The organism is Pararobbsia alpina, assembly GCF_965118125.1.
GTDB lineage: Bacteria > Pseudomonadota > Gammaproteobacteria > Burkholderiales > Burkholderiaceae > Pararobbsia > Pararobbsia alpina_A.
This window is the reverse complement of record NZ_OZ221287.1, coordinates 1683759-1701558: the sequence shown is the minus strand read 5'-3', so window position 1 is coordinate 1701558 and position 17800 is coordinate 1683759. Positions and strand designations below refer to the sequence as shown.

12 protein-coding genes are annotated in these 17800 nt (G+C 61.5%); 2 read left to right on the top strand and 10 right to left on the bottom strand.

What is annotated here, in order from left to right:
• Window positions 1–27: 27 nt before the first annotated feature.
• The 3 genes from urtC to urtA form a co-directional block, all read right to left on the bottom strand.
• Window positions 28–1236, bottom strand: a complete 1209-nt coding sequence (gene urtC / locus ACMFWR_RS07370; RefSeq protein ID WP_413194347.1) for an urea ABC transporter permease subunit UrtC — start codon at window positions 1234–1236, stop codon at window positions 28–30.
• Between the two features lie 30 nt (window positions 1237–1266).
• Window positions 1267–2184, bottom strand: a complete 918-nt coding sequence (urtB, locus tag ACMFWR_RS07365; protein ID WP_413194346.1) for an urea ABC transporter permease subunit UrtB — start codon at window positions 2182–2184, stop codon at window positions 1267–1269.
• 420 nt (window positions 2185–2604) lie between these two features.
• Entirely contained in the window at window positions 2605–3891 is a 1287-nt protein-coding gene (gene urtA / locus ACMFWR_RS07360; protein WP_413194345.1) for an urea ABC transporter substrate-binding protein, read from the bottom strand.
• A gap of 335 nt (window positions 3892–4226) precedes the next feature.
• On the opposite strand from urtA, the gene ACMFWR_RS07355 reads away from it, so the two are divergent.
• Together ACMFWR_RS07355 and ACMFWR_RS07350 are read left to right on the top strand one after the other, a co-directional pair.
• A complete protein-coding gene (locus ACMFWR_RS07355; RefSeq protein ID WP_413194344.1) occupies window positions 4227–7463 on the top strand; it encodes an ATP-binding protein in 3237 nt (1078 codons plus the stop codon).
• Window positions 7447–8424: a response regulator gene (locus tag ACMFWR_RS07350; protein WP_413194343.1), complete on the top strand. Its 978-nt coding sequence runs from the start codon at window positions 7447–7449 to the stop codon at window positions 8422–8424. Before ACMFWR_RS07355 ends, ACMFWR_RS07350 begins: the two co-directional genes overlap by 17 nt.
• A gap of 9 nt (window positions 8425–8433) precedes the next feature.
• Here the strand turns inward: ACMFWR_RS07350 and ACMFWR_RS07345 are convergent, their stop codons facing one another.
• From ACMFWR_RS07345 to ilvN, 7 genes are all read right to left on the bottom strand, one after another.
• Window positions 8434–10233, bottom strand: coding sequence for a ShlB/FhaC/HecB family hemolysin secretion/activation protein (locus ACMFWR_RS07345; RefSeq protein WP_413194342.1), 1800 nt, complete (start codon window positions 10231–10233; stop codon window positions 8434–8436).
• A 20-nt stretch (window positions 10234–10253) separates the two neighbouring features.
• Window positions 10254–12317 carry a filamentous hemagglutinin N-terminal domain-containing protein gene (locus ACMFWR_RS07340; RefSeq protein ID WP_413194341.1) on the bottom strand — a complete coding sequence of 688 codons (2064 nt, stop codon included), beginning with the start codon at window positions 12315–12317 and terminating at the stop codon, window positions 10254–10256.
• 393 nt (window positions 12318–12710) lie between these two features.
• Entirely contained in the window at window positions 12711–14252 is a 1542-nt protein-coding gene (locus ACMFWR_RS07335; protein ID WP_413194340.1) for a 2-isopropylmalate synthase, read from the bottom strand.
• Between the two features lie 100 nt (window positions 14253–14352).
• Window positions 14353–15222 (bottom strand): CDP-diacylglycerol--serine O-phosphatidyltransferase, encoded by an 870-nt coding sequence (pssA, locus tag ACMFWR_RS07330; protein WP_413194339.1) that lies wholly within the window; start codon window positions 15220–15222, stop codon window positions 14353–14355.
• 35 nt (window positions 15223–15257) lie between these two features.
• Window positions 15258–15908 (bottom strand): phosphatidylserine decarboxylase, encoded by a 651-nt coding sequence (locus ACMFWR_RS07325; RefSeq protein WP_413194338.1) that lies wholly within the window; start codon window positions 15906–15908, stop codon window positions 15258–15260.
• Window positions 15909–16027: 119 nt separating this feature from the next.
• Window positions 16028–17044: a ketol-acid reductoisomerase gene (ilvC, locus tag ACMFWR_RS07320; RefSeq protein WP_413194337.1), complete on the bottom strand. Its 1017-nt coding sequence runs from the start codon at window positions 17042–17044 to the stop codon at window positions 16028–16030.
• 97 nt (window positions 17045–17141) lie between these two features.
• Entirely contained in the window at window positions 17142–17633 is a 492-nt protein-coding gene (ilvN, locus tag ACMFWR_RS07315; RefSeq protein WP_413194336.1) for an acetolactate synthase small subunit, read from the bottom strand.
• Between the last annotated feature and the right edge of the window lie 167 nt (window positions 17634–17800).

Sequence of the window (17800 nt, the reverse complement as noted above, 5' to 3'; positions counted from 1 at the left end):
GCTGCGTCGGCTGCTGCGAGCGATGCATCAATGCTGAGTCGTCGACCCGCGTTTCGATGCACTTCCGGACAGCCGTCGCGCAAGCCACCCCTTCACATGACTCTCGTACAGCCCTGCCAGCCCGTTCGGAAACGCCATGACCACGCCGATGAACAGCGCCGCCATCAGAAAGAGCCAGAGGTTGGGGAAACTCTCGGAGAAATACGTCTTGCCGAGATTGACGAGGATCGCGCCATAGACCGCGCCGACCAGCGACATGCGCCCGCCGACCGCCGCAAAGATCACCATTTCGATCGACGGCACGATGCCGACGAATGAGGGCGACATAAAGCCAACCTGCAGCGTGAACATCGCGCCCCCGACTGCGGCGAGCAGTGCCGCCAATGAGAACGCGAACACCTTGAACATCGCGACGTCGTAGCCCGAAAATCGAACGCGATCTTCCTTGTCGCGCATCGCCAGCAGCAGTGTGCCGAGCTTGCTTCGCTGCACCAGCCGGCAGCCGACAATCGCGCCGATCAACAGCACGGCGTTGACGAAATACAGAATGAGCTTGGCGCTATCCGTTCGAATGTCCCAGCCAAGCAGCGTGCGCAAATCGGTAATCCCGTTGACGCCGCCCGTATAACCCTGCTGGCCGATAATCAGCACAGACAGGATCAATGCGACGGCCTGCGTGATGATGGCGAAGTACACGCCGCCGACACGCCGCTTGAACATCGCAAAGCCAATGACGAACGCCAGCGCAGTCGGGATCACAAACGTCGCAGCAATCGCGAACGGCAGGAAATGAAACGGCTTCCACCAGAACGGCAACGCGGTCAGCTGATTCCAGTCCATGAAGTCCGGGATCCCTGGGGTCGACTGAATCTTCGTGCTGACCGGGTCTGACGCCTCGATCTTGAGGAACATCGCCATGCAGTACCCGCCCAGGCCAAAAAACACGCCCTGCCCGAGGCTCAGCACGCCGCCGTATCCCCACGCCATGACGAGGCCAATGGCGACGAAAGCGTAGGTCAGGTACTTGCCCATCAGATTCAGGCGGAAGACGTCGAGCGTCAGCGGAAACACGACGAGGATCACTGCGGCAAGCACGAAGACGCTCGCGTAGCCGCTCGTTGCGATCGAACGCCAGATCGTTGTCGCAGTGGGTGCGCCCGTGGTGCGCACAGGCATGGCGGGTTCAGTCATCGCTGCGCTCCGTGCCGTTGCCGGCTCTGGGTGTAACGGTTCCATAAAGGCCTCTCATTGGGTGACGCCGCCCCGCTATGCACGCCGCACCTTCGAAGCAAACAGCCCCTGCGGCCGCAGCATCAGGACGACCACGATCGTGAGAAGTGTCAATACCCGCGCCGACGAACCCGTCATGAAGAACTCGCTGATCGATTGCATCTGCGCGATACCGAACGCCGAAGCGACCGTACCGAGCAGACTGGCCGCGCCACCAAACGTGACGACGAGAAACGAATCGACGATATAAAGCGAACCGCTTGTTGGCCCGGTCGAGCCGATGGCCGTGAATGCGGCGCCCGCTACACCGGCCATCCCGCAACCGATCGCAAACGTGAAGCGGTCGGTGCGTCGCGTATCGATGCCGGTAGCGTTGGCCATCGGACGATTCGCCACCGTCGCGCGAACGCGCAGTCCCCAGCGCGATCGGTACAGCGCGAGCAGCAGACCGCCCGTCATCAGAATGGCCAGGCTCATCACGAACAGGCCGTTGATCGGAATATCCAGGCCTTGCGCAGGCGACCACGAACCCATGAGCCAGTCAGGCAGGGTCGGGCTCACTTCCTTCGGGCCGAACGTCGAGCGGAATACCTGCTGCATGCCGAGGCTCAGGCCCCATGTAGCAAGCAACGTATCGAGCGGACGCTTGTAGAGATGCCGGATCAGCGCCCATTCCGCAGCCCAGCCAACCAAAAAGGCCAGAAAGAAGGCCGCCACAATGGCGATCGGGAAATATAGCGGCGTAAAGCCGTGCCAGAAGTTGTCGGCAATCTGCGAGAACATGTAGATCGTGTAGGCCCCGATCGTCATGAATTCGCCGTGCGCCATGTTGATGACGCCCATCTGACCGAAGATCACGGCAAGGCCAAGGCCCATCAGCAACAACACGCTGAACGAGCTCAATCCCGCAAAGCCCTGCATCAGCGTGATATTCAGCATGTCTGAAGCGGACATCGTCGCCTCCCGAAGAAATAAGCTACTGCCTCGACAACACGTCTTGCTCGCAGCAAGAGGCAACCCATGACGGCACAGCACGGCGAGACACGGCACAAGACGACAAGAGGCGGTATGGAGGTCAGGACGCCTGCGGCGTCCTGACCGTGTCTCCCGCACTGCTTGCCTCACCGGACATGTGCAGCCTCACCGCTGCGCGACCTCGCTGCACGCGTTGAACGCATGTTCGCGATTGACCTGTTCGCCTGACCCGCTTGCGTCGCCTCGCGAAATCGACTGACCCGCACTCAATCCCCGACTTGCTCACGCATGCACAACCGCCGCGTGCGTTGTCCGTTCGAGCGTATGGCCAATCGCACGACCGCCATCCGACGTTGTGCGTTGTGAGTCGCGAGTCGTGCAACGCGACGCCCTGGATGCTTACTGATACCCCTTCGGGAACGGATTCGGTTCGATCAGATCCGGCGATTCCGCGACGACCTTGACCTGACCATCGGCCTGCCACTCACCAATCCGCGTACGGCTCCACAGGTGGTGGTTCGCGTGAATCTTCACGTAGCCTTCAGGCGCGGTCTTGAGTTCGATGCCCGGCGATGCGGCGACCACCTTGTCCACGTCGAAGCTGCCTGCCTTTTCGCACGCCGCCTTCCAGAGCCACGGGCCGAGATACGCCGCTTGCGTGACGTCGCCGATCACCGATTTCGGTCCGTATTTCGCCTTGAACGCCGACACGAATTTCTTGTTGTTGTCGTTGTCGAGCGACTCGAAGTACTTCATCGCCGAGTAGAAGCCCGCGACGTTTTCGCCGCCGATGCCGAGCACTTCGTCTTCGGTCACGGAAATGGTCAGCAGGAATTGCTTGTCCGCCGTGATCCCGGCTGCCTTGAGTTGCTTGTAGAACGCGACGTTCGAGCCGCCGACGATGATGGCGTAGATGCAATCGGGCTTCGCGATCTTGATCTTGTTGATCAGCGAATTGAAGTTCGTCGTGCCGAGCGGGTAATACTCTTCGCCGACGACCTTGCAGCCTTGCAGATGCTGCTCGATGTGCTTGCGCGCAATCTTGTTCGACGTGCGCGGCCAGATATAGTCCGAGCCGATCAGGAAGAACGACTTCGCCTTCTTCGTCTGATTCGCCCAGTTCAGGCCCCAGAGAATCTGCTGTGTGGCTTCCTGCCCCGTATAGAACACGTTCTTCGACTGCTCGAGACCTTCATAGAACGTCGGGTAATACAGCAGGCCGTTGTCGCGCTCGAAGATCGGCAAGACGGCCTTGCGCGATGCCGAGGTCCAGCAGCCGAACACGGCTGCGACGTGATCGTTCTCGAGCAACTTCTTCGATTTCTCGGCAAACGTCGGCCAGTCCGATGCACCGTCTTCCTGAATGATCTTGATCTGACGGCCAAGAATGCCGCCTGCTGCATTGATCTGCTCGATCGCGAGACGCTCGGCCTGGATCGAGCCGGTTTCCGAAATCGCCATCGTGCCGGTGGCTGAGTGAAGCTGGCCCACCGTGACTTCGGTGTCGGTCACCGCAAGGCCGGTCGTATTGATCTTGGCCGTCGGAAACTGTTGGGCCCATGCCATGGCGGGCACGGCGAGCGCAGGTGCGGCAGCGAGGCCCATCAGAATCTTGCGGCGGAGGATCGACGGCTGATCGTGCGTGTCGTTCTGATCGTTCGGATCGTTCTTGTCGTGCGCGGACATCGGATTCTCCTGGGTTCGTGTGGTCGGGCGACCCGTTCATGTCTTGCCGCCGGTGTCGTTGGAACGAAAGTTAGGGAATCAATATGTGTCCGCGAATACGTCACTTAACGTAGGGCGTTTCAAAAAACGGCTCTCTACAATCGCGTCCGCCTTCGCCTGCTGAGCGCGTCGATGCGTAGATGGAATGCAACTTGCATTTGCGCGAGGGAACTTCGCTTCTCGACTTCATAGGCGCGCCGATGCACCAAACGGATACATGTGGTCACGACGCAGCGAACTGCGGTGCATGCAAGGCATCGACGCGACAGGGATCGCCGCCCGCGCACGCCCCCGGCATGGCGGCGACCTCCGGCGCGAACCCGCGCCCGGCGTTGCCCGATCATCCACGCGCGGATGGCACCGCGGCGCCCGCATCGGGCACCCAGCGCATCGTCAAGATCCGGCGGGACTACAACGCGTGGGTTGCCGACGAAACGCTCGAGGACTATGCGTTGCGTTTCACGCCGCGCACATTTCGGCGCTGGACCGAGTTCCGTGTCGCCAACACGGCGATCGGTGCGATTTCGTTCCTCGCGCTCGAGGCGATCGGTGGAACGCTCGTCGTCAATTACGGATTCAGTAATGCGGTGTGGGCCATCCTCGCGGTCTCGGTGCTGATCTTTCTGACCGGCCTGCCCATCAGCTACTACGCTGCGCGATTTGGCGTCGATATGGATCTGCTGACGCGCGGCGCGGGCTTCGGTTACATCGGCTCCACCGTCACGTCGCTGATTTACGCCATCTTCACTTTTATTTTCTTCGCGCTCGAATCGGCGATCATGTCGCTCGCGCTCGAGTTGTACTTCGCCATACCGCTGCCGATTGCCTATATCGTCAGCGCGCTCGTCGTGATCCCGATCGTGACGTTCGGCATTACGCTGATCAATCGGCTACAGGGATGGACCCAGCCGCTGTGGGTCGCATTGCTGGTTGCGCCCTACGCCGCCGTGTTCTGGAAAGAGCCGCATCTGCTCTCACAGTGGGCAAGCTTTGGCGGTATGGCTGCCGACGGCCACTCATTCAACCTGTTGGCTTTCGGTGCGGGATGCACCGTCGCATTCTCACTCGTGGTGCAGATCGGCGAGCAAGTCGATTTTCTGAGGTTTCTTCCGCCCAAGACGCGCCACAACCGCGTGAAGTGGTGGCTTGCCCTTCTCGCAGCCGGGCCCGGCTGGATCGTGCCCGGTGCACTCAAGATGCTTGGCGGCGCGCTGCTGGCCTTCCTCGCAATCCAGCACGAAATCGATCCGGCGCGTGCGGTCGAACCGACGCAAATGTATCTGGTCGCGTATCAATACGTTGTGCATTCGCCCGAGATTGCGCTTGCAGCCATGACCCTGTTCGTCATCGTGTCGCAGATCAAGATCAACGTCACAAACGCTTACGCGGGGTCGCTCGCATGGTCGAACTTCTTTGCGCGGCTCACGCATAGTCATCCGGGCCGAGTGGTCTGGCTGGTTTTCAATGTGCTGATTGCGCTGCTGCTCGTCGAAATGGGCGTGTTCGCCGTGATCAGCAACGTGCTCGCGCTGTACGCCAACGTTGCCATTGCATGGATCGGCGCGCTCGTCGGCGATCTCGTGATCAACAAGCCGCTCGGGTATAGCCCAAGCTACGTCGAGTTCAAGCGCGCGCATCTGTACGACATCAATCCTGTCGGCGTCGGCGCGATGCTGATTGCGTCGGTCGCCGCCGTGCTGTCGCATTCAGGCTGGTTCGGCATCACGGCCGAAGCACTTTCGCCGTTTATCGCGCTGCTCACCGCATTCGTCTGTGCGCCCCTGATCGCGATCGTTACACGTGGCAAGTACTACCTCGCACGTGATGACAGCACGCTCGAATCGGGAGCGAACCTGCGTTGCGTCGTGTGCGCGAACGAGTTTGAGCGGGAAGATATGGCGCACTGCCCGGCCTACGCGGGATCGATCTGTTCACTGTGCTGCTCGCTGGATTCGCGTTGCAACGATGTCTGCAAGCCTGGCGCAAAGATGTCGGAGCAGCTCAATCGGGCGATCAAGTCGCTCTTCCCGAAGGTTCGGCTCAACGCGGCGGCGATGCGGCTCGCGCGCTACACGACCGTGTTGCTCATCGTGCTCGGCTTGCTCGGCGGCGTGCTGTATCTGGCCTGGTATCAGAGCGCACACAACCTCGACGAAAGCGCGACACTCGCACGCGCAGCACTGCTGCGTGGCTACGTGACCGCGTTTTTTGCGCTTGCACTCGTCGGCTGCATCGGGGTCTGGTGGCTCGTCCTCGCCAATGAAAGCCGCAAGGTCACGCAGGAAGAGTCGGCACGGCAGACCGAGTTGCTGATGCAGGAAATCGAAGCGCACCGAAGGACCGATGCAGCGCTCCAGCAGGCCAGCGCCGCCGCAGAATCCGCAAACCGCGCAAAGAGCCGTTACGTCACCGGCCTGAGCCACGAACTGCGCACACCGCTCAACAGCATTCTCGGCTACGCGCAATTGCTGCTGCAAAACCCACCCTCGCTGCCGACACCCCAACGCAACGCCGTCGCGACGATCCATCGCAGCGGTGAGCACTTGCTCGCACTCGTCGATGGCTTGCTCGATGTCGCACGCATCGAAGCGGGCAAGCTTCAGCTCAACGTCAGCGAAGTCGCGTTCCCGGCTTTTCTCGATGCATTGTCGGCGATGCTCGGACCGCAAGCGAGCAACAAAGGACTTCATTTCGCCCTGCATAGCCAGGGACGCTTGCCTGAAGTCATCCGGGCCGATGAAAAGCGCGTCAGGCAAATCCTGATCAATCTGATCGGCAATGCAATCCGGTTTACTTCGTCGGGCTCGGTCAGCGTACTCGTCTCGTACGCATGGGAAACGGCCACCTTTGAGATTGCGGACACCGGTCCGGGCATGCCGAGCGGCGAGCTCGAACGCTTGTTCCTGCCATTCGAGCGCGGTGCGGCTGCACGCGACAACGATCATGGCGCGGGTCTCGGGCTCACGATCTGCCGGATGTTGACCGAACTCATGGGTGGCAATCTCGATGTCGACAGCGAGCCCGGCAAAGGGACCCGATTCATTCTCAAGCTGTTCTTGCCCGAGGTCCGTGCGCCGCAGTGGCTTGCAGGCCGCTCCCTGCATGTCATGGGCTATCGCGGAGAACCCCGTACGATACTGGTGGTCGACGATCTCGCCGATCAGCGGAGAATCGTGACGAGTGCGCTCGAGCCGCTCGGCTTCAAAGTCATCGAGGCAGCAAGCGGCCCCGCCGCGCTTCATTGGCTCGCGATGGAGACGGCCGACCTCATCGTCATGGACGTCTCGATGCCCGCGATGGACGGCTTCGAAGCCAGCCAGCTCATCCGCGCCAACCGTCTATCGACTGCACCCATTCTCGTTCTGTCGGCCAACGCATTTGCGGACGATCGAGAGAAAGGCGCGGTCGCAGGATGCGACGACTACCTGGCCAAGCCACTGCATATTCCGTTGCTGCTCGACAAGATCGCTGCACTGCTCGAGCTCACATGGATCGACCCCATTTCCCTCGACCCCGATGCCCTCGCTTCCTGAAGACAAGCCGATCATCCTGATCGTCGACGACACGCCCGACAACCTCGCACTGCTGTCCGATACGCTGCAATCGGCCGGATACGCGGTTCTAATGGCGCTCGACGGTGCCTCTGCGATCGATCGTCTTGCATTGATCACGCCAGATGCCGTCCTGCTCGATGCCATGATGCCCGGCATGGACGGCTTCGAGACGTGCAGGCTCATCAAACAGGATCTTCGCTACCAACACCTGCCTATCATCTTCATGACTGCGCTGACGGAGAGCGAGCATGTCGTGCAGGGCTTCCGCGTCGGCGGAGTGGACTACGTGACCAAGCCCGTCAGACCCAGTGAAGTGGTCGCACGCATTGCAGCGCATGTCCAGCGATCGCAAGCACAACGGCAGGCCGATCTCGTGCTCGAAATGGGCATGAAGGCCGCGCTGATCGCGCGGAGCTCGGGCGAAATCGTCTGGCAGAGCGATCTGGCGCGACAGAGGTTGACGCTCGGGTGGCAGGCCGAGCCTCCGATCGCCGCCGCTTCCGATCGTGCATCAGAGATCACGAAGTCGAACGAAGGCCATCGTTCCGTCACTGCACTTCCGGCGCCGTTGGGAGAATGGCTTCAGCGCTGGATTGCCGAGGGCGCGGATACGCAGGTCAGTCTCGAACGCGTACACGGCGGCGTGCGTCGCATCGTGCGCGTGTTGGGTCGCGCCTCTCGTGGCGATTGGGTGATGCTGATCGACGAATATGACGACACCGCGCAGGCGATCGATCTCTCGACGCGCTTTGGCCTCACTGCACGCGAAGCGGAAGTGTTGCTCTGGCTCTCGCGCGGCAAGACGAATCGCGATATCAGCGACATCGTCGGCATGGCCCCGCGCACGGTCAACAAACACCTCGAACACATCTTCGCCAAGCTCAACGTCGAAACGCGCGCTGCCGCAACGGCCATCGCGATCCAGGCGAGCGGTCGGTAGGCAACCGGCTTAAGTACCGATCGTCACCGAGAACTCAAAGAACGGCGCCTTCGATCCGTTCGGCACAGCGGCGCGCCACGGCTTGCCAAAGGTGCCCTGAGCGCTCACGTATCGCGCGAACTGGAATCGCAGGCCGACGCCCGTGCTGAGCAATGTACTCGTGCCCGGTTCTGCGGGTTCATCGATGCTGTTCCACGCGTGGCCGGAATCCATGAATACGAAGGGTTGCCAAACCGCATGGGTCGTGCCGATGGGTAGCGCCGGTGTGCGCAGTTCGGTTTGCAGATTCCATCCGCGATCGCCGAGCACCGTGTAAGGATCGTAGCCGCGCACACTGCCCTCGCCGCCCAGTCCGAGTTCTTCGCTCGGTAACAGCGTGTCGTGCGTCCACTGAAGCAGCCCTTTCACCATCACCGACCAGCCTGAGTCGAACACGAGATCGCGCTGTGCCGACAGCTGGAAATACGAGTACCGCGCGGTCGCGCCGTGTCGTGAGGCCTCGAATGCCTCATCGTTGTTGTCGCCATCGAGACTGCCCGGGCTCACGACGGCCAATGCATTGGCGTGCGTCTGGCCCAGTGAATCGTCGTGGCTGACGTCGTAGTTCGCGAGGAACTGGTGAATATGGGTGTTCGAGTTGAACACCTGCACGCCGCCGAATTCCAGGTTGTTGTTCGAGCGCTTGAAGTCATAACCGAATTGCGCCTGTTGCTTCCAGCCCAGGATCTGCGGAAGCAGCCAGTCGTAACGCAAGCTGATCTGCGCCGAAATGCCGTCCTGCGCGAAGTCGCCGTTGACGCCGGGTGCGCTCTGCGCATACACACCAAACACCTCGACGCGGTCGTGCCATGGCAACGGCGCGACGTAGCTCAGCGCATTGGCAAGGAACCGCTGCCGTCCCGATTGGCCGTCGATGGATGGATGACTTCCGAAGACGTCGTTGCTTGTCGTGAGCTGCCATGCAATCTGCTGATCAAGCCCAAACAGATTGCCGTAGTCCGCGCCAAACGAATAGCGTTCGCGGCCAAGCTGCGGAACGCCTTCATTGTCGAAGCCCGCACTCACTCGCCACGGTGCGCGATCGTCGGTTTGCAGCACGACATCCGTTGTATTGGGCGCACTACCCGCCGCGTAGACGACGTCGACGTGCCGATACGGGTTGTCGTTAAGAAGCGTCAGCCCGATATCGACGTCGCTTTGGCGAATGAATTGGCCTGCCTTGAGTGGCATCTCGCCGACGAGCAGCGCGCTGGAGAAATACTGATTCCCGCTCGCACGGACTTCCCCAAGATGGAATTCGGCGATCGCGATACGCACGACACCATCGGTCACATCCTGTTCAGGCAAGTACACATCGACGAGCGGCTGCCCCGCTTCTCGATAGCGTTGAATGATCGCGCGCCGGATCTCGGCGATCCGGCCAAACGTCAGCGGCTTGCCGAGGTCGTCGTCGAACCGGTGAAGAAAAGCATCATCGAGCAACGGCAATCCGGATGCGGTGACACCGGGCGAGCGCGGTTCGGGCGGCGCGTTACCGCCTGCCCGGGTCACTGCGACAAAGGTCAGGCCGCGCAGGGACGTGACAGCCACCTGAGCCGCATTCTCGGGCGGCTGCGCCGGTGCCTGCGAAACCACGCCACCGCCTTGCGAGGGCGGCGGCGTCGGTGCGACATCCCGGTACGATTGCGCGTACGCAGGCGAGACCGTCGCACCGAGGGCGACGTATGCCGCCACGGCGCGTGCAACGCGTTTCACTCGCGTCTGCACGCGATACCGGGCCGGCTTATGAGGGAGCAGTTGGGAACGCATCAAGCCATTCACTGACCCGGTTACGGCGAGACGGACGTAACAATCGTCCCGTTATTCTCGCCGGCAATCTCGCCGCGCGGATTCGTCGGCGTGCCGGTGCCGATCCCCGTGACCGTGCTCGACGAGTTTTCGATCAGGCCATTGTTGATCCCGACCAGGCCTCCTCCCGCAACGACAGCCGGACTCCACGTCACGCTACCCGAGGTGAAGCTATTGACGATCGTGCCGTCGTTGATCCCGGCGAGCACACCTGCGGCGTTGTACGCAGCGCCCGTATTGTTCTGCGCGTTCGTGACGCCCAGGTTCCGGACCACGCCCGTCGTGCCGATCTCGCCAAACAGGCCGTAGTTCGCCGGGGGTGTAGCAGTCGTCGGCGCGTAGACCGTATCGATCGTATGACCGAGGCCGTCAAACTGCCCTGTGAAGGGCGTATCGGCGCTGCCGATCTGGCCAATCTGGAAGGGGTTGAACGACTGCGTCGGATCGAGCCGGTCGATCAGGTCGATCCCGAGCGCGTAGTTGCCCGCGAGGTTGTTCGACACGTTCTTCAGGTCGGTCAGCGAATTGACGAGCTCGTAAGCCGTGATCTGGTCGACGAGCCCGCTTCCGGCCGGCGGCGTCCACGCAGCATTCGACAGTTCGGTCCCCGGCGTAAAGCTGCCGTTCATGTCGTACATCATGGCCACGTTGCCCGTGCTGTGCGACCAGTCGATGGTGCCGAAATTGGCCACGCCGCCGCCGTTGTCGAGCGCGCTGCGATCTGCACGCAGGGTCAGGTTCCCGGTGCCTGTGTTTTGCACGGTGACGTTGGGATCAATGATCACCGAGTGTTCCGCGTTGATCGCCAGCGAAGCGCCGCCCGTCCACTCGACATTCGACAACACGTTCACATTGCCGGACGAACCGGTCGCCGTGGTGATCACGTTGATCGATGTGCCGGCGTCGAGGCTGCGTTCAAGCGTGGCCGCCGTCGCGTCGTCGATCTTGAAGACAGGGGTCGTCAGCAGCCAGTTTCCGGCGAGCACTGTCGCAGTCCCGAGCGACAACGTCGTCGAGTTGGTCTCGACCGTTCCGGCAGTCCCGTCGACGTTGGACGCCTCGATCGTGCCGCTCGTCGCACTGACCTTGCCCTGTTCAGCCACGAGCCAGATGTGACCGTCGCGCGTGGCCGTGCCGTTGGCGCGAATCGCCGCATTGTTGCCGGCGAGCGCATAGACGTTGCCGTCCGCCGCCGCGAGGTTGGCTTGCGCGGCAGTGATCGTGCCGAAGTTCATGACACTTCCGCCACTGCCGACCTGCACCGACACCTGCGAGCCCGTGGACGAATCCTTGAGCAGCACTTGCTGTCCGGTGGCCATTTCGACGGTGCCGTTCGGCGCGTCGATCGTCCCTTTGTTGACCGCTGTCGTGCGCGCGATCAGGAACACGTCACCCGATGCGGAGTGAATCGTGCCGAGGTTGGTCACGCTGACATCGGAATTGCCGCTCAGTGTCAACGCGCCGCCCTGCATGAACGCGTTGTTGTCGACATCGAGCGTCGATGCGACGAACCGGCCGCCCGTGCTGACGACACCTGTCGGTCCGACGACGATGCCCTGCGGGTTGATCAGGTACACGCTACCGGTAGCCGACAACCGACCGATGATGGTCGATGCGTTCCCACCCGTGACACGGTTCAGCGTTGCGCCCGAACCGTTATTGAACATGACGGTGTTGCCGTTGCCGATGGAGAAGCTGTTCCAGTCGACGATGCCGCGCTGCGAGGTCTGGGTGATCGTCGTCGCAAACGGTGCCGTGGCAATCGAGCCCGAGCCTGCGACGAAGTGTCCGCCGGTCGGCAAGCCCTCGGCATGCGCATGCGGGCACGCCCAGAAAGCGAGCGCCAGCGTCACGAGCGCAGAGATCGTTGTGCGGTGCGCGCGAAACTCGGCGCCGCGCGATGTCGACGCGGACACGGCCCATTGCGCGCGGCCTTGTTGACGCCATCGGATCGGACCTGCATGCAAAGGTCGAAATGCGCGCCATTCCGACGGCGACTCGCTTAGCGCAATTGCTAACGACTCCGTATCGTTAAGTACGGTCATGGTTGTCCCCTCCGGGCGTCCGCCCGCGTCAAGAAAGTGTGTTGTGCGTTACCTCATTACATTTCGCGTAATACATGCTGGATGTAAACACGCGTGACACGACGCCAAAACCTAGCCAAGCGACGCCAACGCGGCGAGCACGCAACACGGTGCAGAGCAGCAAAGGTTTGCGTGTCGCAAGGGGGACGGGGATGGGACTGAAACACATATTTCGCACTACGACCGGCTTATGTGCGGTACCGCACTGACACGCGAGAGACATACTGCTTTCCCGAGTGAAACTCCGCCGCTCACAGACCGTAGAAACAAAGAGAGCCACTCTATGAGTGGCTCTCTTTTTTGATGAACTCAACGCGACGTGTCATCGCGTTGAGTTCATCATCACGACCTCGATTACAACTGCGGATTCAGCTTGTCGGTCTTTGATTGCAGGCGATTCAACGCTGCAATATAGGCCTTCGCCGATGCGGCGACGATATCCGGGTCGGTGCCCACGCCGTTGACGATGCGGCCGCTCTTCGACAGGCGCACCGTCACTTCGCCCTGGGCCTGCGTGCCGTTCGTGATCGCATTCACCGAGTACAGGATCAGTTCCGCGCCGCTGCTGACCTTGCTCTCGATGGCATTGAGCGTCGCATCGACCGGGCCATTGCCGTCGCTGTCGCCCGTGACTTCGGAGCCGTCGATCGAGAACACGATCTTCGCGTGCGGACGCTCACCCGTTTCCGAGTGCTGCGACAACGATACGAAGCTGAAGTGTTCCTTCTGATGGGCCGCAGCCGCTTCATCCGAGACAATCGCAACGATGTCTTCGTCATAGATCTCGGCCTTCTTGTCGGCCAGATCCTTGAAGCGTACGAACGCGGCGTTCAGATCGGCTTCGCTTTCGAGTTCGACGCCCAGCTCGGTCAAGCGCTGCTTGAACGCGTTGCGGCCCGACAATTTGCCCAGCACGATCTTGTTCGTTGACCAGCCCACGTCTTCCGCACGCATGATCTCGTACGTGTCACGCGCCTTGAGCACGCCGTCCTGGTGAATGCCCGACGCGTGCGCAAATGCATTCGCACCGACCACGGCCTTGTTCGGCTGCACGACAAAGCCCGTGACTTGCGACACCATCTTCGACGCCGGCACGATCTGCGTCGTGTCGATGCCAAGTTCAAGGCCGAAGTAGTCCTTGCGGGTCTTCACGGCCATCACGATTTCTTCGAGCGACGTATTGCCCGCGCGCTCGCCGAGACCGTTGATCGTGCACTCGACCTGACGCGCACCACCGATCTGCACGCCGGCCAGCGAATTCGCCACGGCCATGCCGAGGTCGTTGTGGCAGTGCACCGACCAGACTGCCTTGTCCGAATTGGGCACGCGCTCGCGCAGCGTCTTGACGAGATTGCCGTACAGCTCGGGCACGCCGTAGCCGACGGTATCCGCGATATTGATCGTGGTCGCCCCTTCCGCGATCACGGCTTCGAGCACGCGGCACAGGAAGTCGAGATCCGAACGGCTGCCGTCTTCAGGCGAGAACTCGACGTTGTCGGTGAACTTGCGTGCGAAACGCACGGCGTTGCGCGCCTGTTCGAATACCTGATCCGGCGACATACGGAGCTTCTTCTCCATATGCAGCGCCGACGTCGCGATAAACGTATGAATGCGCTTGTTGTCCGAGTCGGCCAGGGCATCCGCAGCGCGCTGAATATCCTTGTCGTTCGCACGTGCCAGCGAGCACACCGTCGAGTCGCGCACGATTGAAGCGATCGCCTTGATGGCTTCGAAGTCGCCCGGCGAGCTCGCCGCAAAACCGGCTTCGATCACATCGACCTTCAGGCGCTCGAGCTGCTTGGCGATGCGGATCTTTTCGTCCTTCGTCATCGACGCGCCCGGCGACTGTTCGCCATCACGCAACGTCGTGTCGAAAATAATCAGTTTCTCTGCCATGGTGTGGGGTCCTCGGTACTGCCAATATCAGGAGTGTAGGCGCCGCATGGCGCCGTTATGCACAAAACGCGCAGACCTCGCGCCCTCATCGAGCTTTGAGTCAGCGGTCGGTCACGCCGCGCGCCGGATTAGGCCGGCCGCGCAAAAGCTGATAGGCCCAGTAGACATAGCCCGACAGGCCATACAGGACGAACAAGCCGAACAGCATGATCGGCGGGTCCGACGACACGGCGACGAACGCGACGACCACCAGCAGCAACACGCCAAACGACACCCGGTGGCGAACGTTGAATGCCTTGCCGCTGTAGAACGGCGCATTCGACACCATCGTCACGCCCGCATAGACCGTCAGCGTGAACGCGACCCAGGGCAACCAGACCAGATTGACCGGAACACGATTGTCGATGGCGAGCCAGACGAAGCCGGCGATCAGCGCCGCCGATGCCGGGCTCGGCAGGCCCTGGAAGAAACGCTTGTCGACCACGCCGATATTCGCGTTGAACCGCGCAAGACGCAGCGCCGCACCTGCGCAATAGACAAACGCTGCAAGCCAGCCCCAGCGCCCGAGATCGCGCAGGATCCATTCGTAGATGACCAGCGCCGGCGCGACGCCGAACGAGACCATGTCCGACAGGCTGTCGAACTGCTCGCCGAACGCACTCTGGGTTTTGGTCATGCGCGCGACGCGACCGTCCATGCCGTCGAGCACCATGGCCGCAAAGATCGCGATGGCCGCGATCTCGAATCGCACGTTCATCGCCTGAACGACGGCGAAGAAGCCGCAAAACAGCGCGGCCGTCGTGAAGGCGTTGGGCAGCAGATAAATGCCGCGCCGCCGCAAAAACTGCTGACGCTTGTCACGCAGACTCGTGACTTTGGACGTATCGACCGCGGCGGCCTGGTTGCGCCGGAACGGACGCGGAATATGCGACGCGGACTTCGCACGCGGGCGGCGTTTCATGGCAGGCATCGAGTTCTCCGTTTCGGGTTGACGATGCAGCGCACTCAGACTTGCTCGGCGAGTTCAGCGAGCACGGTCGACGAAGCAAACACCTTTTCGCCGATCGCCACGCGGGGCCGGCTGCCGATCGGCAGGTAGACGTCCACACGCGACCCGAATCGGATAAACCCGTAGCGCTGACCGCGCGTGAGCGGCTCACCGACACGGACATAGCAAAGAATGCGCCGTGCCACGAGTCCAGCGACCTGCACGGCCGTCACGGTGTGACCGGAAGCGGTCGCAATCACGAGGGCGTTGCGCTCGTTCTCGAGCGACGCCTTGTCGAGCGCGGCATTCAGGAACGCGCCCGGAAAATACTCGGCCTTCGTCACGGCGCCGTCGACGGGCGAACGCTGCGAGTGCACATTGAACACGTTCATGAATACGCTGATCTTGAGCGCTTCACGATCGGCGTACGGGTCGCGGCTCGTCTCGACCGCGACGATGCGGCCGTCAGCCGGGCACAGCACGGCATTGGGCTGGGCGGGGATCGGGCGCGGCGGGTCGCGGAAGAACTGCAGCACGAAGATCGTCAGCAGCCAGAAAGGCAGCGACCAGCCGAAGCCGGCGGCGATCATGATGATCAGCGAAAGCACGACGGCGATTGCAATAAACGGCCAGCCTTCGCGGGCGATGATCGGATGCGGATAATTCATGAAAAAATGGACCGAACGGAAACCGCTAGGATAGCAAAAGCCGCCCGTTGCCTGACGCAAACGGGCGGCCCAATCTCGCGAACCGCCCTTTTCGGGGCGGTCCGTGCATCACAAACAGCTTAGTTCTTCGTCTGGTCGACGAGCTTGTTCTTCGCGATCCACGGCATCATCGCGCGCAGCTTCTCACCGACTTGTTCGATCTGGTGATCGGCCGTCAGGCGGCGACGCGATTGCAGCGTCGGCGCGCCAGCGCGGTTTTCGATGATGAAGCTCTTCGCGTACTCACCCGTCTGGATGTCGCGCAGCACGTCCTTCATGACCTTCTTCGTGTCTTCCGTCACGACACGCGGACCCGTCACGTACTCGCCGTATTCGGCGTTGTTCGAGATCGAGTAGTTCATGTTGGCGATGCCGCCTTCATAGATCAGGTCGACGATCAGCTTGAGTTCGTGCAGGCATTCGAAGTACGCCATTTCCGGGGCATAGCCCGCTTCAACCAGCGTTTCGAAGCCGGCCTTGATCAGCTCGACCGTACCGCCGCACAGCACGGCTTGTTCGCCGAACAGGTCGGTTTCCGTTTCTTCACGGAAGTTCGTTTCGATCACGCCGGCACGGCCGCCGCCGTTGGCTGCCGCATACGACAGCGCGACGTCACGAGCCGAACCCGACTTGTCCTGATGAACGGCGATCAGGTGGGGCACGCCGCCACCTTGCGAGTACGTCGAACGCACGGTGTGACCCGGCGCCTTCGGCGCGATCATGATCACGTCGAGGTCGGCACGCGGAATGACCTGGCCGTAGTGCACGTTGAAGCCGTGTGCGAAGGCGAGCGCTGCGCCGTTCTTGATGTTGGCTGCGACGTCCTTGTTGTACACCTCGGCGATCTGCTCGTCGGGCAGCAGCATCATGACGACGTCGGCGTTCTTGACCGATTCAGCGACTTCCTTGACCGTCAGGCCGGCGGCTTCTGCCTTGCCCCACGACGCACCGCCCTTGCGCAGGCCGACCGTCACGTGCACGCCGCTGTCCTTCAGGTTTTGTGCGTGAGCATGGCCTTGCGAACCGTAACCGATGATCGTGACTTGCTTGCCCTTGATCAGCGAGAGATCGGCGTCTTTGTCGTAGTAAACCTTCATGATCTGTTCCTTTGCTATTTTCAAATGAATCAAACTTGCCGCCAGCCGCGCGGGATGCCTGATACCGCCAGCGCCCAGGCCGCCGGGCCGGCGCTTGTCAAACCTTCAGGATCCGCTCTCCGCGGCCGATGCCCGAACTGCCGGTGCGAACGGTTTCGAGAATCGCGGTCGAATCGAGACCTTCGATGAACGCGTCGAGCTTGTCGGCAGCGCCGGTCAGCTCGATCGTGTACGTCTTTTCGGTCACGTCGATGATGCGGCCGCGGAAAATGTCCGCCATCCGCTTCATTTCTTCACGCTCCTTGCCGACCGCACGTACCTTGATCAGCATGAGCTCGCGCTCGGTATGCGCACCTTCGGTCAGGTCGACGACCTTGACGACTTCAATCAGACGGTTGAGGTGCTTGGTGATCTGCTCGATCACGTCGTCGGAGCCGATCGAGACGATCGTCATCCGCGAGAGCGAGCGGTCTTCGGTCGGGGCGACCGTCAGCGTTTCGATGTTGTAGCCACGTGCCGAGAACAGGCCCACGACGCGCGATAACGCGCCCGGTTCGTTCTCGAGCAGCACGGAAATAATGTGTCTCATGATGTGCGCTTGCTTCTTTCCTGAGTGTCTCTGACCGATGTCGCATGACATCGGTCGATTCCGCTGCCCGGTTCCTGTTCATCCCAGCCGCTGCGCGCTTTTGTGTTCCTTGTGGGAACACCGCAAACGCAAGCCGGAATGCACACCGGGGAACGTGAAGCTCGCTG

Coding starts and splice junctions, on each gene's coding strand:
- pssA (WP_413194339.1), bottom strand. CDS start 15,222: ATGCCTGCCATGAAACGCCGCCCGCGTGCGAAGTCCGCGTCGCATATT.
- urtA (WP_413194345.1), bottom strand. CDS start 3,891: ATGTCCGCGCACGACAAGAACGATCCGAACGATCAGAACGACACGCAC.
- ACMFWR_RS07355 (WP_413194344.1), top strand. CDS start 4,227: ATGGCGGCGACCTCCGGCGCGAACCCGCGCCCGGCGTTGCCCGATCAT.
- ACMFWR_RS07325 (WP_413194338.1), bottom strand. CDS start 15,908: ATGAATTATCCGCATCCGATCATCGCCCGCGAAGGCTGGCCGTTTATT.
- ACMFWR_RS07345 (WP_413194342.1), bottom strand. CDS start 10,233: ATGCGTTCCCAACTGCTCCCTCATAAGCCGGCCCGGTATCGCGTGCAG.
- ACMFWR_RS07350 (WP_413194343.1), top strand. CDS start 7,447: ATGCCCTCGCTTCCTGAAGACAAGCCGATCATCCTGATCGTCGACGAC.
- ACMFWR_RS07340 (WP_413194341.1), bottom strand. CDS start 12,317: ATGACCGTACTTAACGATACGGAGTCGTTAGCAATTGCGCTAAGCGAG.
- urtC (WP_413194347.1), bottom strand. CDS start 1,236: ATGGAACCGTTACACCCAGAGCCGGCAACGGCACGGAGCGCAGCGATG.
- urtB (WP_413194346.1), bottom strand. CDS start 2,184: ATGTCCGCTTCAGACATGCTGAATATCACGCTGATGCAGGGCTTTGCG.
- ilvN (WP_413194336.1), bottom strand. CDS start 17,633: ATGAGACACATTATTTCCGTGCTGCTCGAGAACGAACCGGGCGCGTTA.
- ACMFWR_RS07335 (WP_413194340.1), bottom strand. CDS start 14,252: ATGGCAGAGAAACTGATTATTTTCGACACGACGTTGCGTGATGGCGAA.
- ilvC (WP_413194337.1), bottom strand. CDS start 17,044: ATGAAGGTTTACTACGACAAAGACGCCGATCTCTCGCTGATCAAGGGC.